This window comes from Glutamicibacter sp. BW77 (assembly GCF_002332285.1).
GTDB classification, from domain to species: domain Bacteria; phylum Actinomycetota; class Actinomycetes; order Actinomycetales; family Micrococcaceae; genus Glutamicibacter; species Glutamicibacter bergerei.
The window spans coordinates 14429-40951 of the sequence record NZ_NRGT01000071.1; the positions used below are offsets into that span (position 1 = coordinate 14429).

The window sequence follows — 26523 nt, forward strand, 5'->3', positions numbered from 1 at the left end:
CGGAAAGATTTCTCTTTCCGGGCCAACAAGGTTTTTATTCGGCGTTAGTGTCGAAATTCTTTCGGTCAGCCAAACGAGGGTCATCACTGTCTGGTACCACCATGACCGGCCCCTTCGAATGGTGCAATACTCCCTGGCTGGTAGAGCCAAGCAACATACCGGCGAAGCCACCTCGACCACGCGAGCCCGTTACGGTAAGTACCGCATGCTCAGATTCGCGGATCAATACCTCCACCGGAGGTCCTGAAATCACATCAGTTTCCACTTCAACATTCGGATAGTGCGACTTAATCCAACGCTCGCCCACGTCCATTTGGTAGCGGACATCTTCAAGTACCGCTTCTTGATCAACGGTGGCTGGCATCCAGGCCAACGCCGCGGAGACCGGAGAAACAGCGCAAACCACACGAAGTTTGAGGTTTCGTGCTTGCGCCGCATCGGCTGCGGCTAGTACGGCAGACCTGGCTCGTTCCGATCCGTCAACACCAACAACAATGGTCTGGCGTTCCGGAGCGTCTTCCTGAGCCTGTTCCTGCTCTTTAGCCATAGACAACGGCACAACAACCGTTGGGCATTTGGCGTGCGCTGGCAATGCGGACGAAACCGACCCCAATAGCCGGCCCACGAAACCGCCACGGCCACGCGTTCCAACTACTACCAGTTCGGCATCTGCACTGAGGTCCAGCAGAACACCGGACGGGTCTCCAGACTCAATGTAGGTGCGGATCGTAGCTTCGCTACCTTCAAGTTCTGCGCGTGCCTGACGCACGATGTCCTCGGCGCCTCCACGGATTAAATCATCATCCAAAGTTGAATAACCTGCGTCCATGGACGAGGCAGCAAAAACTGGAATTGTGTAGGCGGATACGATATTTAACACGCTGCCCCGGCGAACCGCTTCGCGTTCGGCCCACCGCAAAGCGCACTTGCTTTGCTGGGACCCGTCGGCACCGACGACAATACCTTCGATTTTTTCAGTTCCGACTGGTGCTTCGTCACTCATCAGACTCGCTCCTCATTGACCTGTGATGGCATTGGGTATGACCCCTCTTACAACCAATGTACTTCAAATCTTGTCTCACAGTGTGAGTTGGGTCTAATGATTTCACGCTAAGCCTACTCAGCTGTGAGATCAGTATGATTCCATGCCCAAAACGTCATAGAATTTTTACCATGCCCTCCCCCACCAAAACTGTGACCGAGACATCCTTCCCGGCGCGCGTTGATCGATATTTCAAAATTTCGGAACGCCGCTCAACTTTTGCTACCGAAGTTCGAGGCGGCATCGCCACCTTCTTCGCGATGAGCTACATTGTTGTACTCAACCCGCTGGTGCTCTCCGGCGTCGACTCTTCCGGTGGTGAACTCGGGATCCAACGCGTAGCCGCGGTGACCGCCTTCGTTGCTGGCATCCTGACCATCCTGATGGGCATCTGGGCCAGGCACCCATTCGCCATGGCTACCGGACTGGGCGTCAACGCCTTCGTAGCGATCACGGTGACAACAAATCCGGAACTTACCTGGGCAGATGTCATGGGCCTGGTGGTAGTTGCCGGTATCGTCATGTTCTTGCTGGTCCTCACCGGCTTTAGAACGGCAGTATTCCGCGCCGTTCCTGCGGGACTAAAGACCGCCATCGTGGTCGGCATCGGTATGTTTATCGCACTCATCGGTCTGGTCAATGCGGGCTTCGTTCAGCGCATCCCAGATGCCGCAAACACCACCGTACCGGTGGGTCTAGGCTTTGATGGCAAGCTCATGGGCTGGCCAATCGTAGTCTTCGTCGTTGGTTTGCTGTTGACCATGGCGCTGGTAGTTCGCAAGGTTAAAGGTGCCATCCTCATCGGGATTGTTGCCGCCGCAGCACTAGCGAATATTTTCGAAGCGGTCTTCAACGTTGGCGACCAGGAGACGAACAGCTGGTCACTGGTTGTTCCTTCGCTTCCAAGCTGGACCCTGCCAGATCTGAGTCTCATCGGTCAGGTCCATCTCTTTGGTGCCTTCGACAAGTTGGGCGTCACCGCGGCGTCACTACTTGCCTTCGTGATCCTACTATCGATTTTCTTCGACGCCATGGGCACCATGGTGGGTCTAGCTTCCGAGGCCGGCGTAATGGACAAGGACGGCAACATCCCGAACGTCGACAAGGTTCTGCTTGTTGACGCCGCAGGCGCCATCGTCGGTGGTGGTACCTCGAGTTCTTCGGCGCAGATCTTCGTGGAGTCCGGCGCCGGTATCGGCGAAGGCGCACGTACCGGTCTAGCCTCCGTGGTGACCGGTCTGCTACTTATCGTGGCGATGTTCCTGACCCCGTTGATCCACCTTGTTCCTTTTGAAGCGGTCGCACCGGCGCTGGTAGTCGTAGGCTTCATGATGGTTTCGCAGGTCTCCAAGATTGACTGGAGCGACTGGGGTATTGCACTTCCAGCGTTTCTCACCTTCATCCTGATGCCATTCACCTTCTCTATTGCCAACGGCATTGGAGCGGGCTTCATCTCGTACGTCTTCATCCGCACAGCGCAGGGACGTGCGAAGGAGATCCACCCATTGATGTGGGCTGTCGCGGCAGCCTTCGTGCTCTTCTTTGGTATCGGACTGATCGAGAATGCCATCGGCATGTAAGTAAAAGTACGACTCATCGGCTCGGCTCGTTTCCACGAGCCGAGCCGATTTTTCTTTGCCCAAAGCATGTTCTTCGCTTACCGACCGAACCGCAAAGACTCAGCCTTCTCCCCATATTTCGAAGCCATTACCGTGAGTTGAAATTCAGCCATTTCTACGCCCGGTGAATCACACTGGGTAGCATGAGAAATATCCAGATGATCTGAACGTTGAAGGAAGAACATGTCTCAACACAACAAGTGGGTCGAAATCGCTGCGGGATTAAAGAACCAGAATATGCGCAAGGCACTGGGTTTGGTCCTAGCCGGAGAGGGAGCCAGACTCGGCAGCTCTACCCAGAGCCTCAAAGACCTACGTCGTTGGGCCAAGATTGGCTTGTTAGTTGATACAGACCAGGGTTGGACGCTCAATGAAGAGCTTTTGAATGACACCCTGGCGACTGCCTCAGCAACCAATACCCAGCGCACCGGAATACTGCGCTTTTTTACTGGCACCCGGCTAAACGCTTTACCTGCACGTCCTACAGCCCGCCATGAAGTAATGGTCCATATTCGAGACCAGGTTCTGACCGCCCAAGAATCCTTACGGGAAAATCAGCTCAATGAGCGCTTAGCGGTCATCCATGAGGATGTGGCCTTACTGCGTCGTTACATGGTGGACCATAATTTGGTTCAGCGCGACACGGACGGCACCGCTTACCGAATGCCAGTTAGTTAATTGGCGTGGCTCCCGCAGCAAATTTGGTAACCCCAGAACCGGCAACCAGTTGCGCTGGCAGCGGGGCAATTCGCAGGTTTCGTTCAAAGCTCGCGCCGAGTGTTAACGGCTCGTCGCTAGCTAGGAATACAATATTTCCGTAACGGCGGCCCTTGAGCATTGGCGCATCAGCAATCATGGCCACGTGGGAAAATACGGAAAGTAGCGTAGCAGCTTCTGCTCGCGCGCCGGCAAGGTCCGCAGAGTCACCGCAGTTCAATAAGTAAACTCCGCCTTGATCCAGTACCCGCTGAGCTTCCTGGGCGTACCCCACGGTAGTGAGCTCGCGCGGAGTAATGCTGCCTGCGAATACATCTCGGATAATGATGTCCCGACTGTCGTCACTGAGCGTGGGGAGCACCTGCCCGGCGTCACCCACACGTAGCCGGACCAAGGGTGCACGCGGGACGTCGAAACGAGTACGCACTAATTCGGCGAGTTTTGCATCTAGTTCAACAACAACCTGGCGCGCGTTCTCATAGGTCGCTGCAACCCAACGAGCCATTGAGCAGCCGCCGCCACCTAGGTGTAACACGCGAAGTTTACGCGTGCGGCCATCAAATTCTTCGGTGGGAAAACCAATGGTGAATACAGGTTCCATCCAACGCATGTATTCAAAATCCAGGTAGCCGGGGTCATCAAGATCAATATGCGAAGAAGGCACACCATTGACCTTCAGAATGTAACGGTTAGCGCCGTAAGGGTCAGGTTCAATTTCAGCAAGCCCGGTGGCGATCTCGTAGCTTCCGACCATAACATTACTTTCGGTCTTAGCCATGTTTACGTACCATCCGTTGCTCACGAAGACCTGCCCAAGATCCGACCAGCTCTTCGCTAGTGCCATCCGGAACAAAACCATGTTTGGTATAGAAGTTTATTGCTCGCGCATTTCCTTCCAGCACCCAGAGCAACGCGTCACGCCGTGACAGCACGGTGTCCATCAAATGGGCTGCCAGCCCGGTGCCGTAATACTCTTTGAGCACATAAAGTACGCCGAGTTCGATATCGACGCCGGTATCTTGGTCTTCTTCAATGGTGGGGGTTCCGCCGGCTAAGCCGACAATTTTTCCGTCCCCGGTTTCGGCAATCCAGAACTGCGCTCCCCCAGCCAAGCCACGTTCCCACCATGCAAGCTGCTGGTCCAGTTGACTTTCATGGTGAGCAAAAAATCCTTCGTCACGGAAGGACGAGTAGGCTTCACGCCAAGCTTGCAACTTCATTTCAAGAGCTGCCCGGAGATCTTGTTCCTGGGCCAGACGGATTCGATATTCGTTCAAAAGTGACACACTCCTACATTACGTCAGCATCAGGTTCTGCGTCGCGAGGCACCACTGCCCTCCTACTTAAGGACTATTGCTACGGCGGATGGAATTTGGAAAACTAAGTAGATAGTTATTTAAACGTCCGAACCGAAGGGAAGGTCACGGGTGGATCGTAACGAGAAGTTCGCGACCTTCAGCGGCAGCGTCGTGACAGGTCTAACGCTGGTCTTCTGTTTATCCCCGACTTTCTGGATCATCTGTTTCGGTTCATTGCTACTAATCGTTAGTTTTAGCCTCTTAGCAAAATTTGAAGGGCTCTGGGGGCCAACCACTGCCAAACATTGGTTCTATATTCTGCCCATGGTGCTCGCCCCAACTCTGGGAGGGCTACTTCGCGAAACGAATTATGCACTGTGGCTCGGAGCTCTCGTGGCATTAGCCGGTGGTTTTGCAACGAATTTCCTCGTGCGCCGTTACCCTCCGTTTATGTCTCCACCTCAGGAGACGGAGACAGCAGAGACCGCAAACTCTATTTCGCGTTAGAACACTTAGCCGAGCTCAAATCCATCCCAATCACTTGGAACCATTGGTTTGTGACCCCGCGAAGAATCACGATATCCAAGATAATCACCGTTTGCTGCGCGCTCCCGACCGGCAGAATGATGAATCATGCCGTTTAGTCTTCAGAATCTTCAATTGCGCGCTCTAGACGCTGAATTTTTCCGTCAAGTTCACCGGTATATCCCGGGCGAATATCGGCCTTGAGCACCAGTGAAACCCGTGAACCATAGTTACTCACAGCCATTGTGGCAGCCTTAACGACAGCCATGACTTCATCCCATTCGCCTTCAAGCTCGGTAAACATTGAACTTGTACGGTTCGGCAACCCGGAGGCTCGAACGATTCGTACCGCTTCTGCTACGGCCTCATGAACCGAGGCATCGGGGTTGTCGGTGCTTGGGGCAACTGAAAAAGCTACAATCATGATTCCACTGTGCCACCGACGCCCACGCTTGTCAGCCTTTATGTTCTGTATGCGCAATATATTGTGGCTTAACTACAATGAGTTGCATGACCTATAGCGCACTGACTAGATACTTATCGTTGGGTGCGACTGCTAACCCAACACCGCCCGCAATCCGGGCAGAGGAACAAAACAGCGACTACGAATCAGCCATAGTTCAGGTAGAGAACCAATATTGGAGAATTCGTACCGCACGCATCACCCCGACCAAACCCGGAGCGTTCCTCGCCTGTTGGACACGCGACGTTGACGGTCGAACCGTACCGTTTAGTGCGGGCGAGAAAATTGCAGGACTGTTGGTTTTTGTACAAGATGGGGAACGTTTCGGAGTCTTCAGGTTCACCCAAGAACATTTACGAGAGCTTGGAATCACTACCAGTGATTCCAGTCCCGGAAAACGTGGATTCCGGGTTTACCCAAGTTGGTGCACACAACTCAATCCGCAAGCACAACGCACTCAACGCGCCCAAAGTTCGGCCTTCAGCTCTTTAATTTAAGCGCCTCGGCGCGCCCAGCGGCGTCTACGCCGCTAATCCAGTGGCGCGTAGCGCTACCGCAGCCAGCGCTCCGACCAGCACCACGACTAAGTAGGGAGCTTTGAAGATCAAAGCAATCGTTGCTGCCGCCAACGCTCCGATCCGCGCGTCGATGATAAGTTCTTGTCCACTAGTTACCGCATTCATGGTGACCAGTGAAGCCAGCAACGCGACGGTGAGGGTTGCTGCCACATGGCTCATCAACGGGGAATCGAGTACCCGACGAGGCACAAAGTAGCCACTAATTTTCAGTGCAAAGGCCGCCGCGCAAGCGCCCAGAAGCCACCAGCTCAATTCGCTCATGTCTTCTCCTGATCTACCTGTTGCAGCTGCCCGTGTTCGGTAGCCGGCTTGGTGTGACGCCCGGTGAGCACCGCAAAAAGCACTGCGCAGCCAGCGGTGATCAGAATAGGTACGCCAGGAACCGTCAAGGGCACAGCGAACGCGGTGACAGTCGCCGCAGCACAAGCGACGACGATCGGTTGCGCGGATTTTAATCGTGGCCACAACAGTCCAAGGAACGCAGCTACCGCAGCCCCATCCAACCCCCAGGCCGCAGGATCTCCCATCCGTTCGCCAAGTAGCGCGCCCATGAGGGTAAAGAGGTTCCAGAGAACATAAACGCCAAGGCCCGCGGTCCAAAATCCACGATGGCGCTCACTGAGACTGGCTTGGCCTAAGCTCGTTGCGGTGGACTCGTCGATGGTCACCTGTGCCATGAAGGGAACCACCCGAGGGCTAGGGCGAAGCGACTGCTTAATCTGCATTCCATAGACGGCGTTGCGCACCCCAAGCAGGGTTGCCGCGGAAAAGGCAGCCGAGGCTGCGCCGCCTCCGGAGAGCACCCCGATAAAAGCGAACTGCGAACCACCAGTGAACATTAACGCGCTCAAGGCCACCGTTTGCCACAAGTTAAGACCCGCGGCTATAGACAAAGCACCGAAGGAGATCCCGTAGAGTCCAGTCGCAAGCGCGATGGACAGACCCATTTTGGTAGCCGGCGTCAACCAATTACTCTTTGTGCTGGGCATCGTACCGCACCTTGTAAACACCACGTTTGACTCGTGCCTGGCCGATTTTTACTGCGTCTAACTGGTTCACGTGATTCACATGAGTGCCACCGCAGGCCTCGGAATTGATCCCCTCGATGGTGACCGTGCGGTGGCCATGCTCATCTATTTGAGTGCTGATTGACCCGCCGTGTGAGATCAGCTCGTCAACGCGTTGCTGTAACCAAGCTTCAGCTGCTGCCTTTTCGGTTTCATCATTAAGCGGCAAGTCGATACTGGCTGGATCAAAATCTAGGCGTGCTTGCCCGGGGAAGTGTGAGTGGCCACGGTGTTCCCATCCGCGATTTTCGCCGGCAAAGCCGATGATATGCCCGGCGGTATGTAAGGCGGCGTTGCTACGTCGCTGCGCTTCGTCGATAGCTGCGGTGACGACCTGCCCGTCGGTGAAGGTGGAAGTGGTGTAAAGAACAACCAGCCCGTCATCGGTGCGTCCAACGCTCACCGGCTGCTCATTGACCGTTCCGTGGTCTTCTTGCTGGCCTCCGCCCCGTGGATGGAAGATATTCGGGCTCAGCGCAATCCAGTAACCGGCTTCATCGTTACCTGAAGTGATGATGGTAGCTTGCGTGCTGAAGACATAGCTATCGCGCAGGTAGAGATTATCTTGGGTCGCGGTGTTCTTGGTGCTCATTCTTGGTCCAATTCTTGACGCAGTGCTGCCGGGCGGTTGCTGGTAATTTGGGTGACTCCCAAGTCGATCAGATATTGTGCGTCAGCGGGGCGGTCTACGGTCCAGATTCGTGCGGTGAGTCCCTGTTCTAGCCATTGACGCACTAAGTGTTCGTTGGCGCGGACCCAGGCCACACCTGGGCCAATAATGCCGGCACCTCCGGCATTGATTAGCTCCCGTCCTTCCGCCACTGAACGGCGCATCACTTCATATACTCCGGCGCGTATAGTTTCACCGTCGTTGAGAAAGTCCGCTACCCGCCGCGGATCGATCTCGGTCATCAGCTGGCAAAGCAGTGCCCGACTCACGGTCTGCGCGAGGAATCGAATTGAGTCAGGTTCAAAGCTCATCAACGTCACCTGAATCTGGCTTCGGCGACCTGCCAGTCCCGTCTGTGGATCAAAATTAAATCCAGCTAAGACCTTCAGAGTTTCTTCTTCGAGCAGGTGACCGTACGGGCTGGGGTGCTTGATTTCTATCGCCAAACCAATGTTGGTGCCACGCTCATCGATCAATTCAAGCAGTTCCACTAGGCTAAGTAGCTGGTCGCTGGCGCTTCCGTATTCTTCCGGGACGGCCACCGGCATATAAGAGGAGAAATCCATCTTTTTGAGCTCATCGAGCGTAAATCCAGCGACTTCGCCGGTGGTGTCGCTGGTACGGTCAACGGTTGGATCATGATGGCAGATCACTACACCGTCCCTGCTCAGGTGCACATCACATTCAATTCCATCGGCGCCCTCATCGATGGCTTGCAGATAGGCTGCGCGAGTATTTTCGGCGAATTTTTGCGAACTACCGCGATGTGCGTAAAAGAGCGTGTCCATGTCACCAACGCTACTTGTTTATGCGCGGTGCGCGCGTCATTAATGGCGTGCCATCACAAGTAAAGTGGTGCGCATGCCAGAACTTCTTGATCAGCGCGCCGAAGGCCTTCGCAGTATGAAGCGGGTGGCTACCCTGCTGTTCTTACTAATGTGCGCGCTATTTGTCTTCAGCGTGCTGTTCCAAGAGCGAATTCCTGCTTTGAGTTATCTGAAGTCAGCCGCTGAGGGCGGGATGGTCGGCGCGGTGGCCGACTGGTTTGCGGTGACTGCGCTATTTCGACATCCTCTGGGCCTGAAAATCCCTCACACGAATTTGATTCAGCGTAAAAAAGATGAACTTGGCGCCTCTTTAGGTGATTTTGTACAGCAGAATTTCCTCACCCCTCAAGTCATCACCACAAAGCTTCGTCAAGCACAATTGGGGCTTCGTGCCGGTAGCTATCTTGCTAGCGAGAAGGGTTCTGCTGCAGCGGCCACCCAGATTTCGACTCTGGCCGTAGGCGCATTAAATTCCCTGGATGATGAGCAGGTACTCACCGTCTTGCAGGTGTTAGCCAATGATTACGTGGTCGCCCCAGAATGGTCCACAACTCTCGGAACACTAGGCCAGAAACTCATCGACGATAGCCATCACGAAGCCGCCGTAGAACTGATCGCGCAGCGGGCCGGAACCTGGGTGTCCGAGCATCCTGAGGTGTTCTTAGATGTGGTTTCTGGCCGCTCCCCCTCATGGGTCCCACAGATGGTCGATCAGCTGCTGGCGCAGAAAGTGCATCAAGAATTACGCGGATTGCTCTTCGCAGTGGCAAATAATGTTCAGCATCCATTGCGCCTGGCGCTGACCGATTGGCTGGCGGATTTCACTGTGGCCATGCAGCACGACCCGGAAACCATCAACAAGGTCGAGGCGTTTAAGCACTCACTGCTAGGCGATCAGCAGCTACGTGAGCTAGCTGTTCGTGGCTGGGATTCTTTGAAGACGGGGTTGATTCAGTCCTTGCAGGATGCCGGATCTCCACTCAATATTGCGCTTCGTTCAGCTTTGGGTACTTTTGGCGAACGTCTGCAAAATGACCATCAGCTCCGTGAGAATTTGGAGGAGCGCTTAGTTTCCGGCGTTGCTTCACTGACCGAACAACATGGAGCGGCTTTGGCCGGATTGGTCAGCGATACTGTTCAGGCCTGGAATCCAGCGGAAACCAGTGAAAAGCTTGAGCTTCAGGTGGGCCGTGATCTGCAGTTCATTCGGATCAATGGCACCGTGATCGGAGCGCTAGCCGGCGTAGTAATTTTCTCCGTGGGCGAGCTCATCATGGCCATTTCTGGCTGACCTGCCAGACTACGTTTCGAGGACGCGTAGCAGCGCCTCTTCCCTACAGGCCATCGAGAGATTAGTATTTATTCAGTCTCAATAACTGTCGAATAAGTATTTCTCACTATCGAACCGGCTGACTAGAGTTGCCATGAACGTCGCTACAGCTTTAAGCGCGGGTCGACGATCGGAGCATCCATGGAAACTAGACTTTTACGTTATTTCGTCGCGGTAGCCGAAGAACGGCATTTCGGCCGCGCTGCCGAACGCCTGCATATGGCTCAGCCACCGCTCTCTCAGCAGATCAAGCAGCTCGAAGAACAGCTCGGTACGAAGCTTTTCATCCGCACTACCCGCAAAGTGGATCTCACCCCTGCCGGCGAATTGCTGTTGACACGAGCCCGCGCGCTCCTCGAAGAACACACCCAACTTGCACGCGATGTACGCACCGTCGGGGACGGTGCCAGTGGAGTGCTCCGCTTGGGTTCCACTGGCAGTGCCACCTACCGCATCATGCCCAAGGTGATCGCCGCGACCACCGAGCATATGCCGGGACTTCAACTCAACGTCCAAGGCGAAATGCTTACTCCGGAAATGGAAGAAGCGCTGGCTGAAGGCCGTCTTGATATCGCGATCTTGCGCCCGCCAGTACACAATGACGAGGTCGAATATTCGTTATTGGAGAAAGACTTGCTCGCTGTCGCGTTACCCGCCGGGCATCGTCTGGCTTCACACGAAGTTGTCGACATCCACGAGTTGCGTACCGAAAATTTCATTTGTTACCCCGCAACCTCTGCGGTAAACACGATCTTCGTTGAAACCTGTCGCAGCGCCGGATTCATTCCGCACACCGCGCAGATCGCCCGCGAAACCTCTACCTTGCTGACCTTTGTGGCCGCCGGCTTAGGTATCGGGATGGTTCCTACTTCCAATTACCTGCCACACAGTGAGCGGATCATTTTCCGTCCACTGCGCAACGCACCGTCGGTCGACCTTGCGGTCGCATGGAAGCTGGGCAATCAGTCACCGCTCGTACAAAACTTTCTAAAACTCTGCACCAACTTGGCTCCTGAGGAAGGACACTCTGAATGAAAATTGCTCGCATTGAAGCGATCCCTTACGCCATCCCGTACACGCACCCATTGCGTTTTGCCAGTGGCGAAGTGCACACGGCAGACCACGTACTGATCCGTGTACACACCGACGACGGAATCATCGGCACCGCCGACGCCCCACCACGTCCGTACACCTATGGTGAAACCCAGACCTCCATCCGCACCATAGTGCAGGACATCTTTGGTCCACAGGTGATTGGATTAGATATCTTTGACCGCGAAAAGGTTCGTCAGGTCATGGACCGCACGATTCACAACCAAGTCGCCAAGGGCGCCCTGGACATCGCCATCTGGGATGCTATCGGCCAGGCGGTGAAGACCCCGGTACACAAGCTTCTCGGCGGATTCACCGATTCCATGCGAGTTTCACACATGCTTGGCTTCCGTCCGGCCGAAGAACTTCTCGAAGAAGCACTGCGCTTTGGCGAGCAGTACGGCATCACCACCTTCAAGTTGAAGGTGGGCCGCCGACCTCTAGCGCTGGATATCGAGGCATGCCGAGTGTTGCGCGAGGGCCTAGGTGAAAACGTCGAGATTTACCTAGACGCGAACCGTGGTTGGACCGCCAACGAAGCCATGGAAGTTCTACGTCAGACCGAGGACCTTGGCCTCACGATGCTCGAAGAGCCGTGTGATGCCAAGGAAACTCTGAGCCGTAAGCGACTCGTTGAACGCTCACCAATTCCAATTGTTGCCGACGAGTCCGTCCCAACTGCTGGCGATGTCTCACGCGAACTGCTTTCCGGTGGCGCCAACGCCATCTGCATCAAGACCGCGCGTTCGGGGTTCACCGAAGCCACCGAAATTCTGGGCTTGTGCACCGGGCTGGGAGTAGACGTCACCATGGGCAACCAGATAGATACGCAGATCGGCTCGCTAGCCACCGTCACCTTCGGCGCAGCCCATCAGGCCACCACCCGAAAGGCCGGAGAACTGTCCAACTTCCTCGATATGACCGATGACCTGCTGGCGGATCCATTGGTGATCAAGGACGGGCGCATCTTCGTGCGCAACGTTCCGGGCGTTGGCGCTGGAATTGATGAAACAAAACTGGCGCATTACCGCCAGGACTAGCATTATCCCCACTTACCCTAGGAGAACCCATGTTGTTCCTTGCACGTATGGACGTATCGTTCCCAGCCCACCTCACTGCAGAGCAGGTTGCAGATTTTCAGGTCCGCGAGAAGGCCTACTCGGCTCAGCTGCAGGAAAGCGGCAAAATGCAGGGCATCTGGCGCATTGTCGGAGAGTACGCGAATCACTCGATTTATGATGTTGAATCAAATGATGAACTGCACGAAATCCTCAGTGGCTTTCCGATGTACGCGCACATGAAGATCAAGGTGACCCCGCTCGCTAAGCACCCGAATTCGATACGCTAAAAAGATCTTTAGCATCCCATCGCCAACTGTGCGCCAACCCACATGGATTGATACTCAAATCATCTCATTGGACGGTAAATAAGTATTTTACTCGTCATAGACACTGCACTACATTGAATATCAATCGCACGAGATGATGGGGATCACAATATAGATCCGCGTCAGTCACACCACACATGATTAGGGGAGTCATTATGACCATCGAAACTCCACAGGATGCAACCGCAGCAAAGTCGGGCAACGCCGCCACCGACCGTTTCCGCAGCTCCGGAAAACTTGGCTCAATTGAAACCTCAGTCGAGCGCGTGAACCTGCTAGCCAGCAAGCTGGTCAAGGCCGCAAATGACATCATCCTCGAAGAGCGCGTGAGCTATGACGAGTTCAACGCGCTGAAGGCGTGGCTGATCAAGGTTGGCGAAGATGGCGAATGGCCACTGTTCCTCGACGTCTGGCTGGAGCACTCCGTGGAAGAGGTCGCTACCGACCACCGCGAAGGCAACAAGGGCTCGATCGAGGGCCCTTACTACGTGCCAGAAGCACCTACCCAGGACTCCCCTGCCACCATCTCGATGCGCGAAGACGAGAAGGGCACCAACCTGCTCTTCCAAGGTCAGGTCCGCTCCACCGATGGCTCGGCACTGAAGAACGCCAAGATTGAGCTATGGCACGCAGATGAAGAAGGTTTCTACTCGCAGTTCGCCCCTGGCATCCCGGAGTGGAACCTGCGCGGCACCTTCATCGCTGATGAAGAAGGCAACTTCGCGATCAACACCATGCAGCCAGCTCCGTACCAGATCCCTACCGACGGCGCCTGCGGTCAGCTGATCGCCGCTGCCGGGTGGCACGCATGGCGTCCGGCCCACCTGCACCTGAAGGTCTCAGCCGAGGGCCACGAGCTGCTCACCGCGCAGCTGTACTTCCCGGGAGATGCACACAATGACGATGATATCGCCACTGCGGTAAAGCCCGAACTGCTGCTGGACATCCAGCCAGCAGAATCCGGTAACGGCAAGCAGGTCACCTACGACTTCGTACTTGACCCAGTAAAGTAAAGCAGAACTTAGAAGCACCGTCTGACGCTGTATGGGAGCGTTAGGCGGTGCTTTTTTGTCTCCAGCTCCGGGGTTTCAAACCTGTTCGGCCCGATGGTCAAAGGCCAATGGCAAGAGGTCCTGGCAAGCACCGGGCCCGCCGGTGAAATGCTGGATGCCTACCCCCGCAAATACCCTGCCGTCCGCGGCCCGCACCGCGGCGCCCAGCGTATGAATACCGTCTTGGCCCACACCTGCATTGGTGGTCGAATCAATCGTTACGCGTGCAAAATTGATGAGCTCAAGGTCACTGACTGTCAACGGAAGCGCGGAGGCAGGAATGCTCAACGGCAAACTTCAGCGTAGGCGCTTGCCCCTTCCTTAGCTTCGGATACCTTCGTAGACTCAACCTTGAATTAGCAAACGTTTCCCCCCACCGGAGGTTTGACCTATGCCGCGTATTTTGAGGTTTGATCATGTTGGTATCACCGTTCAAAATCTTGAGAAAGCCACGGAGTTTTTTGTGCGTCTCGGTCTTGAAATCGAAGGGAGCACCTTCGTTGAAGGCGATTTCATTAACACCGTCACTGCGCTGCCCAACGCGCGTTCCGAAATTGTGATGTTGCGTATCCCGGGTGGTGATACCGCGGTAGAGCTTTCCAGCTTCATTCGTCCCGCGCACCTGAGCGGATCTCCGCAGAACATGGCCAACGAGCTGGGTATTCGAAGCCTGTCTTTTGAAGTTGATGATCTGCAAGGCCAGGTCGAGCGCCTAAAAGCCCAAGGTTATGGACTAGTGGGTGGCATTGGCACATATGAGGGTTCTTGGAAAATGGCTTATATCCGCGGCCCCGAGGGAATTCTTGTGGCCCTGGCGCAGCGTCTGGGCTAAAAAACTTCCCATGAATTGCTTCAGTTGCTAGGATTCGAGAAAGGCAGCAAAACACCTTGTGAGAAGTTCTTTACACAACCTTTGCCACCATCTAATTTCTAGTAAAGGCATCTACAACATGGCAGCAGATGGGTCATTTCAAAAGCGTTTGCAATCGCACAAGGCCACTCTCACCTCAGGTGCCGGGATACTTGGGCTTGCGCTCTGCGCGGGGCTTATCTCGGGCTGTACGGCCATTGACAACTATTCAGGCGACACCTGCGATGGAGAAAAACCTGTGGCCTCCCTCGAAGAAGCTGGCCGAGCATTGGTCACCGCCGTCTACGCCGGCGATCTCGACGGCGTATGTCGTGTCACTGCCGCGCCTGCCGACGGTCATCCGCCCAGCGATCAAATGGTCGCGGCAACAAAAGTCATCTTGCAGGAACAAGGGATCACCCCGGACGATCTGAAGATTACCGTGGACGAACAACTCGGCAGTGGCATCTTGGTAATGCTCAGCGATGGGTCAGCTGATCCTGCACAATCCATAGAACTATTTGGCACGGCCGTGCGTGCCGAAGGGTTTACTATCGGCCTCCCACCGCAGGTATATCCCACGGAACCTTCCCATCCAGCTTCTCAATCGGCAAGCGTAACGGACTAGGTTTGGTGCCGTGAACGCAGCCGATGAATCGCGAATAATCTTCGAGAAAAACAACCAACGATAAGAAATAGCGGCTAGACTCAGGCAGACATCGTTGCCCCTTAGGAGGCCACATCATGTCAAAGGTCTATTACAGCGCCCCGCTCATCTTGCTGATTGCAGTCTTGATAATTTTCGCTTTCACCCAGTGGTTACCATTGCTCTTAGTGATCCCTGGCACAGCTGCGGCGATGCTCGTCGGCAGGCAACATTTCACGACCGGCCCGACGCAGAACTCCTTGAAAACAGACCGGGAATAGTCCACTTCTCGTGCGTTAGTAGTGCGCACTGTTACTCAGCGAACCCCTCACGGGTCAGTGCAGCAAGTTCGGTACGAGTTGAAACGGCCAGCTTCGCGTAGATTTTTGTCAGGTGGTACTGCACGGTTTTGGTGCTGATAAATAGTTCTTCGGCTACGCGGCGGTTGCTGGCGCCGTCACACACAAGTTTGGCAACGGTCTGTTCTTGCGCCGTGAGGGTGGACCAGTCGGTCACATTTCGGCGCGACATGCCGGTACCACTAGCTTGCAGCTCGCGGGTGCAACGCTCAATGTAGGCGGTCGCATCAAGATGCGTGAAAGTGGCCAACGCCCGAGTTAACGGGGCAACGCATTCGGCGCGTTTTCCGGCTCGGCGTAAGCACTGCCCATATGAGAGATCAATTCGCGCTCGATAATACGCGGCGCCGATGCCCTCCAAATGCCTTAAAGCCTCTTCAAAGATCTCCCGCGCACCATCGATGTCTCCGCGAGCCGCTGACAGCATTGCTTTCACACTCAGATACCGTGCGCTACTGCTGTGATGACCGGTTGCTAGGGAAACATCTAACAGCGGTCGGATAAACTCTTCGGCCTCAGCTAGCCTTTCGGCTCGAATCAAGGCACCCGCATAGGTGTCCTGCCATGTCCAGAAACCTGGCTCATCAATACCCTGGGTACGATCAAGTTTGAGTAATGGTTCCAAGGCCAAGAGGACGTCTTCATGATTTGCTTGCGCTCTGGCGACCTCCGCACGGGCAATTCGGTAAGGCAATTCCATCACCGGATAGCTACCAATTTTGGCCCATGATTTGGCTAGGTGGACCTCGACTAGTTCCCAATTTCCGCGCAACGCGTGGATCATTACCGCGGTGGCTTGGATCAGCGGTCGAAGTACCTGAATTTCAGAGCGTTCCTGAAGCGCCTGCGCCGCCCGCACGGTCTCTAGCGCTTGGTCCCAATCTCCCATTAAGAACTCCGCACGCGCTAACCACGCCTTAGCCCACAGGGCAATACGCAGTGACCCCTCGCTGAAATCGGTGGAGCTGGCAGCAGTCAGCTCATGACGAGCAAGTTCCACCCGGTCAGAGGCTAAGTACACCCACCCCAAAGACATTTCTGCGCGTTGGCGTTGAGCCCCGGTAGGCAGCTTTGCGAGCAAACCAAGAAGTACCTGTTCACCTTCGTCGCGGCGTCCCATCATTGCCAGCCCCAGGCCCTGAATAGCTGCGCTTTCAATAGCCAGTGGACTATCAACCTCCGCTAAATCCAGAGACTGCTCGGCCCAATCTAGAAGTTTTTGACCTTCCAATTGGCAGAGGGAATGTAATACCCGGCGCTGCGAGATGACAGCCATGGCATCACTAGCCTGAGCTTGAACAGCATTCTGCCAAGCGCTGGTGAGCCACCGATTAGCGGTATTCGCGCGCCCCTGCAAAATGGCGATATAGCCGGAGAGCACATCTCGTTCAGGACTGCTCGCTAAACTTGCAAGCTGGTGTGAAAAAGTTTGGGCTCGACGTAACTCACCGGCAGCAACGATGGCATCTACCGCTTTAAGTAGCAGGGAGTCACGTTCCTGCGGGTTGGGAGTTAAGTGGGTGGCGCGAAAAAAGGCAGTTGCCGCCGAAGACCATTCACCACGTTGCCCTTGGGCCACCGCATATGTGGCTAACGCACGGGAGAGACCAACGTCAGGCAAGAGGCTGGCATCAGCCCGGTGGCCGAGCATGGCACCGTGGCCTTCCACAATTTTCGCCGCGGCGGTGTGCAACCGAATCCGCGTACTCAAAGGAATCTGATGGTAGACCGCCATCCGAGTCAGCTGGCTTTCAAATCCTAGCCGCACCATGCCGCTGTGCCCGTGGGTTTGCACCAGCGAGACATCGACTAACTGTTGCAGCGGGCTTAATGGCTCGGTGACCTGCGCAAGTCTGACAATAAGATCGAGTCTGGCTTGTACGCCTAAAATCGTGGCCGCTTCCAGAATGGCACGGGCCTGTGGCTCAATTTCTTCGAGTAAGCGTTTGATATGTAACGACAGGGCCCGTGGTGCTGGTGGCCACCGATTCCATTGTTCCCAGCTTTGTTCCGGGTTCTCCTGCACTATATCAAGGATCGTCTGAAGATTGCCTTGCGTGTACTCCACCAGCTGCTCGGCAGCCATCGCCGGCAGCTCAATACCCAAGCGGGTAAAAACAATCTCACCGATTTGTGCCGACGTTGGCAAGGCCAGTCGTATCCGCGTCAATTCACTGTCATCAAGAAATTCCCGGGCTTCGGGCGGCAACGTGGCTAGGTCATTATCTCGAATTGCCAAGACGATGAGCACTCGTTCGGTGCGCAATCGCCGCCAGGCGTAGCGCACCGCCGCGAGGCTCTGAGCATCGACCCACTGCACGTTTTCAATCACCAATACCCGGGCGCGCTCTGGTTCCGCACGAAGGTAATGCAACAAGGCGGGGCCCAGATCCGCTGGTGCTCCAATACCGATAGGTTCCAGCAATGGCCCAAGTGCAGCCGCTGGTTCGTCCGCCTCCCAGCGAGAAGCGGTCACCATGCTGACGGTCGCTGCACGAGATCGAGTGTGCATCCGTCGGATGACGGTACTCTTACCGCTACCTTGTGGCCCTTGCAGCACGGCGAGGGCACTGCGTCCTTGTTCCGCGTCGCGCAAAAGGGTGGCGAGTGTATCTTGAGCTTCCTGCTGGCTCAATTTCACACCCACCACCCCTTTGTTAATATTTTTCACCGAATCGATGTTCAACTACTTTTCTGTGCCGGTCACCAAGAGCTCACGCGCCGGCTGCAGCGCATTGGATCGAGACATGGGTACAAAGGTGGTGACCAATGTTCCAACGATAGCAACACCAGCAAAAACGTAGAACGCAGTCCCTGGGGTCGCTCCCGCGCTCAGTAGCAGTCCACCGGCCAGCGGGCCGAAAATACCGCCGAGGCGGCCGAATCCAGCGCACCAGGCAACGCCTGCTCCGCGAGCGGCACTATGGTAATAATTTGAGACAAATCCGTAGATCAGCACCTGGGTTCCGATAGTTCCCACACCAGCCACCGCCACTAGTGCCAAGAGCAGCAGCAGTGGCAACTTCAGTGTCATCAGCACCATTGCAAGCGCAGCTAGGAAGAAGGTCACCGCGATGACCTGTTTGGGGCCGGTACGGTCTGCTGCGACCGAGGCAAGCAGTCCGCCAAACACCGCGGCAAGGTTGAGTACCAGGAGGAATAACAGTGAGTGGGATTTGCCGTAGCCCGCTTGCAACATGATTTCCGGCATCCAGGTGTTCAAGCCATAAGTAAGCAATAATCCTGCGAAGCTCATCATGCCCAGCAGTGCTGTTGGCAAGGCGTAGCGTTTGGTAGCCAGGGCCGCGAAGCCCACTGCTTCTGCTTTCACGTTCTCGGTTTTAGCATCAATTGGCAGTTCCAGAACAATCCCGGTGCGCGCCGACATTTCTTGTGCTTCGGCTACCCGACCACGTGACAACAGCCATTGTGGGGATTCCGGAAGTTTGAACCATGCCATTGGCAGGAGGAAGAGTAATGGCAAAGCACCGATCATGAATAATCCACGCCAGCCGATGAGGTCGGTGAGCACCAGCGCCAAGAGCGAGGCGAGCACACCACCCATTGGCACGCCGGAATAAACGATGGCGTTGTAGTAGTTACGACGGTTTTTCGGTGCAAATTCAGCCACAATGGCACCAGCGGTGGCCACCAATGCACCCACTCCCATGCCCGTGAGGAAGCGCAAGATCCCGAACCAGAACGAGTCTGGAGCAAAAGCGGTGAGCGCCATGCCAATGGAGAACCAAATGATGCCGGTGAGCATCACCTTGCGGCGGCCTAGATAATCACCGATGGCACCCGTAGTCAGCGCACCAACCATCACGCCTAGCAAGGCGTAGCTTCCCAGAAGTCCTGCGGCAGCGGCATCAAGCTGTCCCAGCTGGCTGGGATCTGCGAGCAGGGTGGAAACGATAGTTCCGAAAACTACCAGGTCATAACCGTCAAAGATCAGTGCGATGGCGGCGATAGTGACCACCCAACGTACCGTGTTCACTTGCTTGGAACTGTTTATTGTAGGGCTGGTCATCACGTGATTTCCGTTCATTTGCTGTATCTGGGGGCACCTCGTTGTGCCCCAGAAAATACGTGCCCGGCGGGTACAGCTACTGCACCGGGATCAAGATGATTAACGAAACGGCCCGTCGCAACGGGCCGCTTCATTCGATAATCAGTCGAACTATCCGAGGTCTCCGCCGGCCACCGCGAGGGTTGCGCCGGTAATATAAGAGGCTTCATCTGAGGCTAGGAACACGATCGGAGCGGACTGCTCGTCCAGGGTTCCATACCGTTTGAGCAAAGTTGAGTCCACGGTCTGGTCAACAATTGCCTGGTACCAGGCCTGCTCCTGCTCGCCTTGTGGGGCGGGGCCGCGCTTGACCTGACGTTCTGGCGCTTCGGTACCACCTGGTGCGGTAGCCACCACACGAATTCCGTGCGGTGCACCTTCCATGGCCAATGCCGAGGTAATTGCCTTCACTCCACCCTTCGCTGCTGCGTAGGGCACCCGGTTCATGCCACGAGTGGCCACCGAGGAAACGTTGACAATGGTGCCGCCACCGGCGGCAACCATCACCTCGAAGGTTGCACGGCACATCCACAGGGTGGGGAACAGCGAACGCTGAATCTCCTTTTGGATTTCCTGTGGCGTGTAATGCTCATAGGGTTTAGCCCAAATGGTTCCGCCCACGTTATTGATCAGCACATCAATCCGGCCGAATTCATCCATGGCCGCGGTAACCGCTGCCATGGCGCCCTCGTAGGTTTCCAGATCCGCGGTAGCACTCAGCGCATGCGCCGAGTGAGCTCGCAAACCCTCTGCCACTTCATGGATCAATGGGGCTCGGTCAACCAGCACCAGGTCTCCGCCCTCGGCAGCAATACGCCGAGCTACTGACCAGCCGATTCCCTGTGCGGCACCGGTGACCATCACTACCTTGCCGGCAAAACGTCCGGCATGGAATGACTCGGGCAAGCCTGCAGCTTTGGTCAGATTGCTCGTGGTGTCGGCGCCGCTCACTTGTTCAGTTCCTTGGATGCGGCAGCCATGGTGGCCTTGGCATGCTCGTTGTGCGCGATGATCGCGGTACGTGCCGCGGTGATGTCCTGCTGTTCAAAAGCTGCCACGATGTCCAGATGGTCTTTATCCACCGCTCCATCGATCCAATGTTCTTGTCGCAAGACCTTGGCCATAATTGCCGGTACTTCGAGTCGGGTATAAGCCTGCAGCAGGTGTTCGTTGCCCACACAGGTGAACAAGAACTCGTGGAATGCGTCGTTGGTGACGGTAAATTCGTCGGCATTGACGAACTTTTCTCCATCGAGTGTCTTTCCTGCGATTTCTGCCAGGATCTTAAACTCTCCCAGCTGCTGCTCGGTCAACCTGCCCATGGTCAGTTCCACAATCGCCAGTTCCAGCGCCATCCGAGCATCAAACTGCGCCTGGAAAGTTGCGTGTTCCTCACCGATTTCATATTCGGTGACTGCCCTCGCAACCACTGCCTCGGCTTGCTCCACAGGGGCTGCAACCTCGGTAGCCGGCGCCGCATCTGGCAGTACCGCGAGCGCGAATTTCTCGAAGTAGAAGTTCTGTGGCTTGATGCCTTCGCCTTCGAGGTGGCGGCGGACGCCTTCGACCATTGGAGGTGGACCGCAGAGGTAGATATCCACGTCGCCCTCGGCCAGATGCTGTGGTTCGAAGTGGTTGGTGACGTAACCCTTCTTTGCCGCGGCACTATTTGGGTCGCCCACCACGGTGTCAAAGCTGAAGCCTTCGATACGCGCGGTGTAGTTTTCAAGCACGTCCAGCTCAACCAGGTCGGTGTCGGTGTTCACGCCATAGATCAGGTGGACCGGGTGTGCGTTGTCCATGCCGACAAGCTTTTCCAAGATGGACAGCAGTGGGGCCAGACCGGTGCCGCCGGCAAGCAGCAGCGACTGGCGCTTTGGTTCGCGCAAGAAGAAGCTGCCCATTGGGCCGGTGAAGTTTAGTCGGTCCCCGACCTGTGCCACGTCACGCATGTAGGTGGACATTAGTCCCCCATCGGTGATGCGGATCAGGAAGGACACCGTGCTCACCTCGGGGCCCGAGCTGAAGGAGTAGGAGCGCGTCTGTCCCTCGGAGCCGGGAACTTCGATGTTCACGTACTGGCCGGGCAGGAAGTTCAGCTCTTCGCGGTTGTCCACTTCGAGGCTGAAGGCGTAGGTCGTTTCGGAAATGCGGCGGATCTCGGTCAGCGTTGACTCGTAGACGCTCGCCGCGGTTTTAGCCACATCCGAGGTGGTGGGGATCTGCAGGACCAGGTCCGATTCCGGAACCATCTGGCAGGGAAGGCAGAAGCCGGCCTCGGCTTCGTCATCGGTCAGCGCCTCTTCGATGTAATCGCCACCGTCAAACTTGCCCGATTCACAGAACGACTTGCAGGTGCCGCAGGCGCCGTCACGGCAGTCCAGCGGGATGTTGATCCTTGCCTTGTAGGAGGCGTCGGCGACGGTTTCGCGGGGGCCAACTTTGATGAAGCGGGTGATCCCGTCCTCGAAGGCTAGGGCGACCTGATAAGTCATAATGGGGCTCTTTTCAAAATGATGCTGACAGCGCAGCAGGAAGTTCTTGGCCGTGATGCGCCGAGCTAAAGGCTCGACGCATCACGGGCTGACCGGGGTGTTCTCGGCCGAATTAGATGTGGTAGATATCCACTACGTGGTGGATATAGTCGTTCTTCAGCACTACCTTCTTTGCGGTGATCACAGGCTGAGTGCCGGAGTAATCAATCGTGTAGAACGAGGTTCCAAAGTAGGTGTCCACGTTCTGGTAGCGGTAGTACAGGGTGAACCAGTTGAAGCGCACCTCAACCTTGTCCCCGTCAACTGAAACGATCTCAATGTTGTTGATGTTGTGTCCGGTGCGTGGTTCAGGCAACGAGGTGGCCGAGGAACGGTCGGTCTTGATACGAAAAACACGGTCTTCCAGACCGCCACGGTTTGCGTAGTAGATCAACGAGATCTCGCGCTGCGGGTCTTCGGTGAGCTTGTCGTCATCGGCCCATGCTGGCATCCAGAAGGTGGCTTCCGGGTGGTAGCAATCAATCCAGCGATCGAAGTCACGGTCATCGAGGAAGCGGGCTTCCTGGTAGAGGAACTGTGCGACATCGGCGGTGGTGATGGTGCCGTTGGACGTCGCTGCCTCGGTTAATGCAATGGTGCTCATGTGAATTTTCCCTTCGGCCTTAGTTCTGTGCTTCGCGTTCGGCTGCCAGCGCGTTGCGCATAGCCGAAAGCCAGTAGCCGTGCTGGATGGGGTACAGTCCCTCGTCTTCGGTGCGTGCACCGGAGGCGATTGGTTCTAGGCCAATGGCCTTGGCACGTTCGTCGGCACCGGTGATCTGGTGTGCCGCGCCACGGCTCATGTCATTCCACTTCGCCGCGGTAGCCATGTAGGTCTTCTGGCAGGAGCGGAACTCCTCCAGGTCATCCGGGGTAGCCATACCCGAGGCGTTGAAGAAGTCCTCATACTGGCGGATGCGGTTGGCACGGGCAGAGTCTGATTCGCCCTTGGGAGCGATGCAATAGATGGTGACCTCGGTCTTATCTACGGCGACCGGGCGGAACACGCGGATCTGCGAAGAGAATTGGTCCATCAGGTACACGTTCGGGTACAGGCACAGGTTGCGCGAGACACCGATCATCCAGTCGGCCTTAGCTTCGCCGTACTTGGCAACCAGCGCGTCGCGCTGTTCGGCCAAGGGACGGTTTGCGGCGTCCAGCCATTCGGTCCAGAGCAGCAGGTGGCCGTTGTCGAAGGAGTAGAAGCCGCCTTCCTGCTTGTCCCAGCCGCCGGCATCCATGGTCTTGGTGTCGTTGCTCGACTCACCGGAGGCACGGCGTGCCTGAGTGGCCGCGTAGTTCCAGTGGGTTGCCGACACGTGGTAACCATCGGCGCCGTTTTCGGCCTGCAGCTTCCAGTTACCGTCATAGGTGTACGTTGAGGAACCGCGCAGGACCTCTAGTCCTTCTTCGGACTGATCAACGATCATGTCGATGATCTTTGCCGCTTCGCCCAGGTGCTCTTCGAGCGATGGGACGTCTGGGTTCAGTGAGCCGAAGAGGAAGCCGCGGTAGTTCTCGAAGCGGGCAACCTTGGTCAGGTCGTGCGAACCGTCCTTTTTGAACTGCTCCGGGTAACCGGCTCCGCGCGAATCCTTAACCTTGAGCAGCTTGCCCGAGTTGTTAAAGGTCCACCCGTGGAACGGGCAGGTGAACGTGGTGCGGTTATCCGTCTTGCGGCGGCACAGCATCGCACCGCGGTGGCTGCACGCGTTGATGATGGCGTTCAGTTCATCCTGCTTATTGCGCGAGATGATGATCGGCTGACGACCGATGTTGGTGGTGAAGTAGTCACCGATGTTGGGGATCTGGGATTCGTGGGCCAGGTAAACCCAGTTGCCCTCCCAGATGTGCTTCATCTCCAGCTCAAAAACTTCTTCATCGGTGAAAATGTTTCGGCTGGTGCGGTATTCACCGGTCTCGGGGCTGTCAACAAGCGCTTTGTCGAGCACCTCGGATACGGCGTTTAAAGTCTCAGTCATGATGTGGTTTGCTCCATCCTTCATCTGGGGCCCGGCAGGGCTCAACCGCTGCTGGCGGCCTTCGATGGAGTTAACCCTGACAGGTTGTGCGCCTCATCACACTAGGCATCTACCTAGGCTTGGCCTAGGCATTCGCACTAGGAGTTTACGCATATCAAAGGCTGTTTTTTAAGTATTTGTTGTTTGCTAGACACCTGCGTAACCTTGACGGACGATTCACTGATCAGTGAACGGGCGCACCCTGATACCCGACGAATAAAAGGCCAAAATCCGTGGCCTGCGCTGGCTCGGACGAGATATTTTCCTCTCGGAAATTTGCACTGGATTTACCACCATGGCGAAGCTCCATGCCGGTTCACTGCTGGTAATTTTGCATCCAGCCCAGCATGCCGAGCCAGCTGCGCAGTCCCTAGTTCTCGATGGCATCTGCGAGTAGCGATTTTCGTGACCAGAGAGTTCCAGAACCCACTAGCGGTCACGACTCTCGGATGATTGTTGCTAAAGTAAAGTGACACTTTAGTTTTGAGGATTGCCGTGAATCAGGAAATTTGGCCGGTTAGCACCCGCCCACGCAGTGTGGCGACTCATCAAAAAGTCTTGAAGTCGACGGCGCAGCTGCTACGCGAGGTCGGGTTCCGGGGAATTTCAGTTGAACGCATCTCTGAACATTCGGGAGTCAGCTCGGCGACCTTATATAAGCATTGGCCCACTAAAAATGCGATAGTTGCCGAAGCTTTTGGACGTGTCACAAGCGAGGCACTGCAATTCCCCGTGGATGGTGACCCACTGACAGATCTCGTTAATTGCACGGTCGAATCGCTTACTTTTCACAGCGTGCAGAGCGGTCGAGTATTTTTCCAGCTTTTGGCCGCTTGTTCCGTAGAACCGCAAAGCGCAGCGTACATCGATCAGTTCTATATGTCACCCCGGAGAGAAGCCCTCAAACCACTTTTCGCGCGAGCCCTAGCCTCGGGTCAATTGGCCCCCGGGCTGAATATAGAGATGGCCATCGACGTGGTTTATGGGGCGGCGGTCTTCCGGCTGATGCGCGATGCCGACAATGTAGCTGTCGTAGACATCGAAGAAACTGTGCGTTGGTCCGTCCGCGGCCTCTTGGCTGAACAACCCTAGGCATTTGCCTCCCAGTCCCCCATCACTTCAACATAGAACGAGATCTCGTGGCACACGCCAATAACTTCGTCACCGATAAATTCGGCTTCACCACCGCACTGATCGGCCTTTGCCTCATCGCGGCACACTCCGGCACTCCCTCGCCACTCTTTCCGCTCTACTCCGAGCAATGGGGATTATCCCCGCTAGAAGTCAGTAGCGTTTTCGCCGTATACATCCTCGGCCTGCTGGTCACCTTACTGACCTGTGGCGCACTGTCGGATCATATTGGTCGGCGCCCCGTAGCTTTTTGCGCATTGCTGATCGCTGCCGCATCGATGCTGGTCATGGCGTTCGCCGATTCGCTTAACGCCCTCTTGATTGCTCGAGTTCTGCAAGGTATCGCCTCGGGTCTTGGATTTGGCACCTTGGGTGCCGCGCTTTTGGATTACTCTCCCGCATCACGCCACGGCACAGTCGCAATGCTCAACGGCGCGGTGCCACCGGCGGCTATTGGGTTCGGCGCATTACTTAGTGGAATTCTTGTCCAGTTCGCACCACACCCATTTCAGGTTCCTTACCTAGTGGTGGCCTCGCTTCTGATCCTTGCCCTCGTCCCTGCGTGCTTACTTAAGGAACGCCACCCTCGCCGTCCAGGCGTACTTCGTTCGTTGGTCCCCTCGGTGCTGATCCCCAAAGAAGTACGCCGCGAATTCTTCGTTGCTGTGGGCGCACTGCTTGCCAGTTGGGCACTGGTCGGAATGAATTTGGGGCTCGGCGCGAGCATCAGCAAAACCTTGCTGAATATTCAGTCGCCCACACTTGGCGCTTTAGCCATAATGGCGGTGACCGGTACCAGTTCAATACTCGGTGTACTCACCTTCCGGTTCAATGCACTCAAGGTCATGGTCCTTGGCTGTGCGGCCTTGATCGTAGGTTCTGCTTGCCTCGTGCTCGCGGTTTATACGGAAAGTGTCGCTGTATATTTCATCGCAAGCATTATTGGTGGCATCGGCTTGGGTGGTGCCTTCCAGGGTGGCTTACGCACCATTGTGGAGCGCGTTCCAGCACTACAACGCGGAGGTACGCTTTCTTCGGTATATCTGGTTAGCTATCTAGCATTTGGGCTACCAACGCTCATCGCCGGGCTGCTGATCCCGAGCTTCGGATTGAAGAATGTCACTTACGGTTATGCCGGTTTTGTCATGCTCTTATCTCTGATTGCCTTGGCGTTAATCGCAGGGACTTCGAGGCAGAACCGTCGCACTTCAAAGGGCTAGTAGCGCAAAAACAAGCGTAAGTGTTT

The 26523-nt window shown here is 55.8% G+C and carries 29 protein-coding genes; 14 read left to right on the forward strand and 15 right to left on the reverse strand.

Going from position 1 to position 26523, the window contains the following annotated elements:
* Nucleotides 1-34: 34 nt before the first annotated feature.
* Nucleotides 35-1003, reverse strand: a complete 969-nt coding sequence (locus CIK74_RS12150) for a universal stress protein (protein ID WP_096256478.1) — start codon at nt 1001-1003, stop codon at nt 35-37.
* Nucleotides 1004-1173: 170 nt separating this feature from the next.
* On the opposite strand from CIK74_RS12150, the gene CIK74_RS12155 reads away from it, so the two are divergent.
* Nucleotides 1174-2622: an NCS2 family permease gene (locus tag CIK74_RS12155; RefSeq protein WP_096256479.1), complete on the forward strand. Its 1449-nt coding sequence runs from the start codon at nt 1174-1176 to the stop codon at nt 2620-2622.
* Between the two features lie 222 nt (nt 2623-2844).
* Nucleotides 2845-3339: a DUF2087 domain-containing protein gene (locus CIK74_RS12160; RefSeq protein ID WP_096256480.1), complete on the forward strand. Its 495-nt coding sequence runs from the start codon at nt 2845-2847 to the stop codon at nt 3337-3339.
* Here the strand turns inward: CIK74_RS12160 and CIK74_RS12165 are convergent.
* Nucleotides 3332-4156, reverse strand: coding sequence for a fused MFS/spermidine synthase (locus CIK74_RS12165; protein ID WP_229677150.1), 825 nt, complete (start codon nt 4154-4156; stop codon nt 3332-3334). The genes CIK74_RS12160 and CIK74_RS12165 overlap by 8 nt on opposite strands.
* Nucleotides 4149-4664, reverse strand: a complete 516-nt coding sequence (locus CIK74_RS12170) for a GNAT family N-acetyltransferase (protein WP_096256481.1) — start codon at nt 4662-4664, stop codon at nt 4149-4151. Before CIK74_RS12170 ends, CIK74_RS12165 begins: the two co-directional genes overlap by 8 nt.
* Nucleotides 4665-4805: 141 nt before the next feature.
* On the opposite strand from CIK74_RS12170, the gene CIK74_RS12175 reads away from it, so the two are divergent.
* Entirely contained in the window at nt 4806-5183 is a 378-nt protein-coding gene (locus tag CIK74_RS12175) for a hypothetical protein (protein ID WP_096256482.1), read from the forward strand.
* A gap of 133 nt (nt 5184-5316) precedes the next feature.
* On the opposite strand, the gene CIK74_RS12180 is transcribed toward CIK74_RS12175, so the two are convergent.
* Nucleotides 5317-5625, reverse strand: coding sequence for a thiamine-binding protein (locus CIK74_RS12180; protein ID WP_096256483.1), 309 nt, complete (start codon nt 5623-5625; stop codon nt 5317-5319).
* Between the two features lie 86 nt (nt 5626-5711).
* Here CIK74_RS12180 and CIK74_RS12185 point away from each other — a divergent pair, with 86 nt between their 5' ends.
* The gene (locus CIK74_RS12185; protein ID WP_096256484.1) at nt 5712-6161 is read left to right on the forward strand and encodes a MepB family protein; all 450 of its coding nucleotides are present in this window, start codon (nt 5712-5714) and stop codon (nt 6159-6161) included.
* A 24-nt stretch (nt 6162-6185) separates the two neighbouring features.
* On the opposite strand, the gene CIK74_RS12190 is transcribed toward CIK74_RS12185, so the two are convergent.
* Genes CIK74_RS12190 through CIK74_RS12205 form a run of 4 tightly spaced genes read right to left on the reverse strand, consistent with a single transcriptional unit; the run spans nt 6186 to nt 8767 of the window.
* A complete protein-coding gene (locus CIK74_RS12190; protein ID WP_096256485.1) occupies nt 6186-6503 on the reverse strand; it encodes an AzlD domain-containing protein in 318 nt (105 codons plus the stop codon).
* Nucleotides 6500-7231, reverse strand: a complete 732-nt coding sequence (locus CIK74_RS12195) for an AzlC family ABC transporter permease (RefSeq protein WP_240520535.1) — start codon at nt 7229-7231, stop codon at nt 6500-6502. The genes CIK74_RS12190 and CIK74_RS12195 overlap by 4 nt, the downstream gene beginning before the upstream one ends.
* Nucleotides 7212-7901, reverse strand: coding sequence for a hypothetical protein (locus CIK74_RS12200; protein WP_096256487.1), 690 nt, complete (start codon nt 7899-7901; stop codon nt 7212-7214). The genes CIK74_RS12195 and CIK74_RS12200 overlap by 20 nt, the downstream gene beginning before the upstream one ends.
* On the reverse strand, nt 7898-8767 hold the full coding sequence (locus CIK74_RS12205; RefSeq protein WP_096256488.1) for a glycerophosphodiester phosphodiesterase family protein: 870 nt from the start codon (nt 8765-8767) through the stop codon (nt 7898-7900). Before CIK74_RS12205 ends, CIK74_RS12200 begins: the two co-directional genes overlap by 4 nt.
* Before the next feature lie 73 nt (nt 8768-8840).
* On the opposite strand from CIK74_RS12205, the gene CIK74_RS12210 reads away from it, so the two are divergent.
* The 5 genes from CIK74_RS12210 to catA all read left to right on the forward strand — a co-directional run bounded on the left by CIK74_RS12210 (nt 8841) and on the right by catA (nt 13628).
* The gene (locus CIK74_RS12210; protein ID WP_096256489.1) at nt 8841-10097 is read left to right on the forward strand and encodes a DUF445 domain-containing protein; all 1257 of its coding nucleotides are present in this window, start codon (nt 8841-8843) and stop codon (nt 10095-10097) included.
* 180 nt (nt 10098-10277) lie between these two features.
* Nucleotides 10278-11171, forward strand: coding sequence for a LysR substrate-binding domain-containing protein (locus tag CIK74_RS12215; RefSeq protein ID WP_096256490.1), 894 nt, complete (start codon nt 10278-10280; stop codon nt 11169-11171).
* The gene (locus CIK74_RS12220; protein WP_096256491.1) at nt 11168-12268 is read left to right on the forward strand and encodes an enolase C-terminal domain-like protein; all 1101 of its coding nucleotides are present in this window, start codon (nt 11168-11170) and stop codon (nt 12266-12268) included. The genes CIK74_RS12215 and CIK74_RS12220 overlap by 4 nt, the downstream gene beginning before the upstream one ends.
* Before the next feature lie 29 nt (nt 12269-12297).
* Nucleotides 12298-12576: a muconolactone Delta-isomerase gene (gene catC / locus CIK74_RS12225; RefSeq protein WP_096256492.1), complete on the forward strand. Its 279-nt coding sequence runs from the start codon at nt 12298-12300 to the stop codon at nt 12574-12576.
* Between the two features lie 194 nt (nt 12577-12770).
* Nucleotides 12771-13628: a catechol 1,2-dioxygenase gene (gene catA / locus CIK74_RS12230; protein ID WP_096256493.1), complete on the forward strand. Its 858-nt coding sequence runs from the start codon at nt 12771-12773 to the stop codon at nt 13626-13628.
* Nucleotides 13629-13703: 75 nt separating this feature from the next.
* Here the strand turns inward: catA and CIK74_RS12235 are convergent, their stop codons facing one another.
* The gene (locus CIK74_RS12235; protein ID WP_141392944.1) at nt 13704-13955 is read right to left on the reverse strand and encodes a hypothetical protein; all 252 of its coding nucleotides are present in this window, start codon (nt 13953-13955) and stop codon (nt 13704-13706) included.
* Between the two features lie 103 nt (nt 13956-14058).
* Here CIK74_RS12235 and CIK74_RS12240 point away from each other — a divergent pair, with 103 nt between their 5' ends.
* From CIK74_RS12240 to CIK74_RS12250, 3 genes are all read left to right on the forward strand, one after another.
* Nucleotides 14059-14499 carry a VOC family protein gene (locus tag CIK74_RS12240; RefSeq protein WP_096256495.1) on the forward strand — a complete coding sequence of 147 codons (441 nt, stop codon included), beginning with the start codon at nt 14059-14061 and terminating at the stop codon, nt 14497-14499.
* Nucleotides 14500-14617: 118 nt separating this feature from the next.
* Nucleotides 14618-15145 carry a hypothetical protein gene (locus CIK74_RS12245; protein ID WP_096256496.1) on the forward strand — a complete coding sequence of 176 codons (528 nt, stop codon included), beginning with the start codon at nt 14618-14620 and terminating at the stop codon, nt 15143-15145.
* Nucleotides 15146-15261: 116 nt separating this feature from the next.
* Nucleotides 15262-15444, forward strand: a complete 183-nt coding sequence (locus CIK74_RS12250) for a hypothetical protein (RefSeq protein ID WP_096256497.1) — start codon at nt 15262-15264, stop codon at nt 15442-15444.
* A 31-nt stretch (nt 15445-15475) separates the two neighbouring features.
* On the opposite strand, the gene CIK74_RS12255 is transcribed toward CIK74_RS12250, so the two are convergent.
* The 6 genes from CIK74_RS12255 to benA all read right to left on the reverse strand — a co-directional run bounded on the left by CIK74_RS12255 (nt 15476) and on the right by benA (nt 24107).
* Nucleotides 15476-18163 (reverse strand): LuxR family transcriptional regulator, encoded by a 2688-nt coding sequence (locus tag CIK74_RS12255; protein ID WP_170947862.1) that lies wholly within the window; start codon nt 18161-18163, stop codon nt 15476-15478.
* Between the two features lie 45 nt (nt 18164-18208).
* Nucleotides 18209-19552, reverse strand: a complete 1344-nt coding sequence (locus CIK74_RS12260) for an aromatic acid/H+ symport family MFS transporter (protein WP_096256499.1) — start codon at nt 19550-19552, stop codon at nt 18209-18211.
* A 150-nt stretch (nt 19553-19702) separates the two neighbouring features.
* Nucleotides 19703-20542 carry a 1,6-dihydroxycyclohexa-2,4-diene-1-carboxylate dehydrogenase gene (locus CIK74_RS12265; RefSeq protein WP_275542573.1) on the reverse strand — a complete coding sequence of 280 codons (840 nt, stop codon included), beginning with the start codon at nt 20540-20542 and terminating at the stop codon, nt 19703-19705.
* Nucleotides 20539-22086, reverse strand: a complete 1548-nt coding sequence (benC, locus tag CIK74_RS12270; protein WP_096256500.1) for a benzoate 1,2-dioxygenase electron transfer component BenC — start codon at nt 22084-22086, stop codon at nt 20539-20541. Before benC ends, CIK74_RS12265 begins: the two co-directional genes overlap by 4 nt.
* 112 nt (nt 22087-22198) lie before the next feature.
* The gene (gene benB, locus CIK74_RS12275) at nt 22199-22729 is read right to left on the reverse strand and encodes a benzoate 1,2-dioxygenase small subunit (RefSeq protein ID WP_096256501.1); all 531 of its coding nucleotides are present in this window, start codon (nt 22727-22729) and stop codon (nt 22199-22201) included.
* Nucleotides 22730-22748: 19 nt separating this feature from the next.
* Nucleotides 22749-24107, reverse strand: a complete 1359-nt coding sequence (gene benA, locus CIK74_RS12280) for a benzoate 1,2-dioxygenase large subunit (RefSeq protein WP_096256502.1) — start codon at nt 24105-24107, stop codon at nt 22749-22751.
* Between the two features lie 534 nt (nt 24108-24641).
* On the opposite strand from benA, the gene CIK74_RS12285 reads away from it, so the two are divergent.
* Together CIK74_RS12285 and CIK74_RS12290 are read left to right on the forward strand one after the other, a co-directional pair.
* Entirely contained in the window at nt 24642-25238 is a 597-nt protein-coding gene (locus tag CIK74_RS12285; RefSeq protein WP_170947863.1) for a TetR/AcrR family transcriptional regulator, read from the forward strand.
* A gap of 47 nt (nt 25239-25285) precedes the next feature.
* Nucleotides 25286-26497, forward strand: a complete 1212-nt coding sequence (locus CIK74_RS12290) for an MFS transporter (RefSeq protein WP_170947864.1) — start codon at nt 25286-25288, stop codon at nt 26495-26497.
* Nucleotides 26498-26523: the final 26 nt, after the last annotated feature.

Bases quoted from the DNA above. Each gene is read 5' to 3' on its own strand.
- CIK74_RS12150 (WP_096256478.1), bottom strand. From the start codon at position 1,003: ATGAGTGACGAAGCACCAGTCGGAACTGAAAAAATCGAAGGTATTGTC.
- CIK74_RS12155 (WP_096256479.1), top strand. From the start codon at position 1,174: ATGCCCTCCCCCACCAAAACTGTGACCGAGACATCCTTCCCGGCGCGC.
- CIK74_RS12160 (WP_096256480.1), top strand. From the start codon at position 2,845: ATGTCTCAACACAACAAGTGGGTCGAAATCGCTGCGGGATTAAAGAAC.
- CIK74_RS12165 (WP_229677150.1), bottom strand. From the start codon at position 4,156: ATGGCTAAGACCGAAAGTAATGTTATGGTCGGAAGCTACGAGATCGCC.
- CIK74_RS12180 (WP_096256483.1), bottom strand. From the start codon at position 5,625: ATGATTGTAGCTTTTTCAGTTGCCCCAAGCACCGACAACCCCGATGCC.
- CIK74_RS12185 (WP_096256484.1), top strand. From the start codon at position 5,712: ATGACCTATAGCGCACTGACTAGATACTTATCGTTGGGTGCGACTGCT.
- CIK74_RS12190 (WP_096256485.1), bottom strand. From the start codon at position 6,503: ATGAGCGAATTGAGCTGGTGGCTTCTGGGCGCTTGCGCGGCGGCCTTT.
- CIK74_RS12195 (WP_240520535.1), bottom strand. From the start codon at position 7,231: ATGCCCAGCACAAAGAGTAATTGGTTGACGCCGGCTACCAAAATGGGT.
- CIK74_RS12200 (WP_096256487.1), bottom strand. From the start codon at position 7,901: ATGAGCACCAAGAACACCGCGACCCAAGATAATCTCTACCTGCGCGAT.
- CIK74_RS12205 (WP_096256488.1), bottom strand. From the start codon at position 8,767: ATGGACACGCTCTTTTACGCACATCGCGGTAGTTCGCAAAAATTCGCC.
- CIK74_RS12210 (WP_096256489.1), top strand. From the start codon at position 8,841: ATGCCAGAACTTCTTGATCAGCGCGCCGAAGGCCTTCGCAGTATGAAG.
- CIK74_RS12215 (WP_096256490.1), top strand. From the start codon at position 10,278: ATGGAAACTAGACTTTTACGTTATTTCGTCGCGGTAGCCGAAGAACGG.
- CIK74_RS12220 (WP_096256491.1), top strand. From the start codon at position 11,168: ATGAAAATTGCTCGCATTGAAGCGATCCCTTACGCCATCCCGTACACG.
- catC (WP_096256492.1), top strand. From the start codon at position 12,298: ATGTTGTTCCTTGCACGTATGGACGTATCGTTCCCAGCCCACCTCACT.
- catA (WP_096256493.1), top strand. From the start codon at position 12,771: ATGACCATCGAAACTCCACAGGATGCAACCGCAGCAAAGTCGGGCAAC.
- CIK74_RS12240 (WP_096256495.1), top strand. From the start codon at position 14,059: ATGCCGCGTATTTTGAGGTTTGATCATGTTGGTATCACCGTTCAAAAT.
- CIK74_RS12245 (WP_096256496.1), top strand. From the start codon at position 14,618: ATGGCAGCAGATGGGTCATTTCAAAAGCGTTTGCAATCGCACAAGGCC.
- CIK74_RS12250 (WP_096256497.1), top strand. From the start codon at position 15,262: ATGTCAAAGGTCTATTACAGCGCCCCGCTCATCTTGCTGATTGCAGTC.
- CIK74_RS12260 (WP_096256499.1), bottom strand. From the start codon at position 19,552: ATGACCAGCCCTACAATAAACAGTTCCAAGCAAGTGAACACGGTACGT.
- benC (WP_096256500.1), bottom strand. From the start codon at position 22,086: ATGACTTATCAGGTCGCCCTAGCCTTCGAGGACGGGATCACCCGCTTC.
- benB (WP_096256501.1), bottom strand. From the start codon at position 22,729: ATGAGCACCATTGCATTAACCGAGGCAGCGACGTCCAACGGCACCATC.
- benA (WP_096256502.1), bottom strand. From the start codon at position 24,107: ATGACTGAGACTTTAAACGCCGTATCCGAGGTGCTCGACAAAGCGCTT.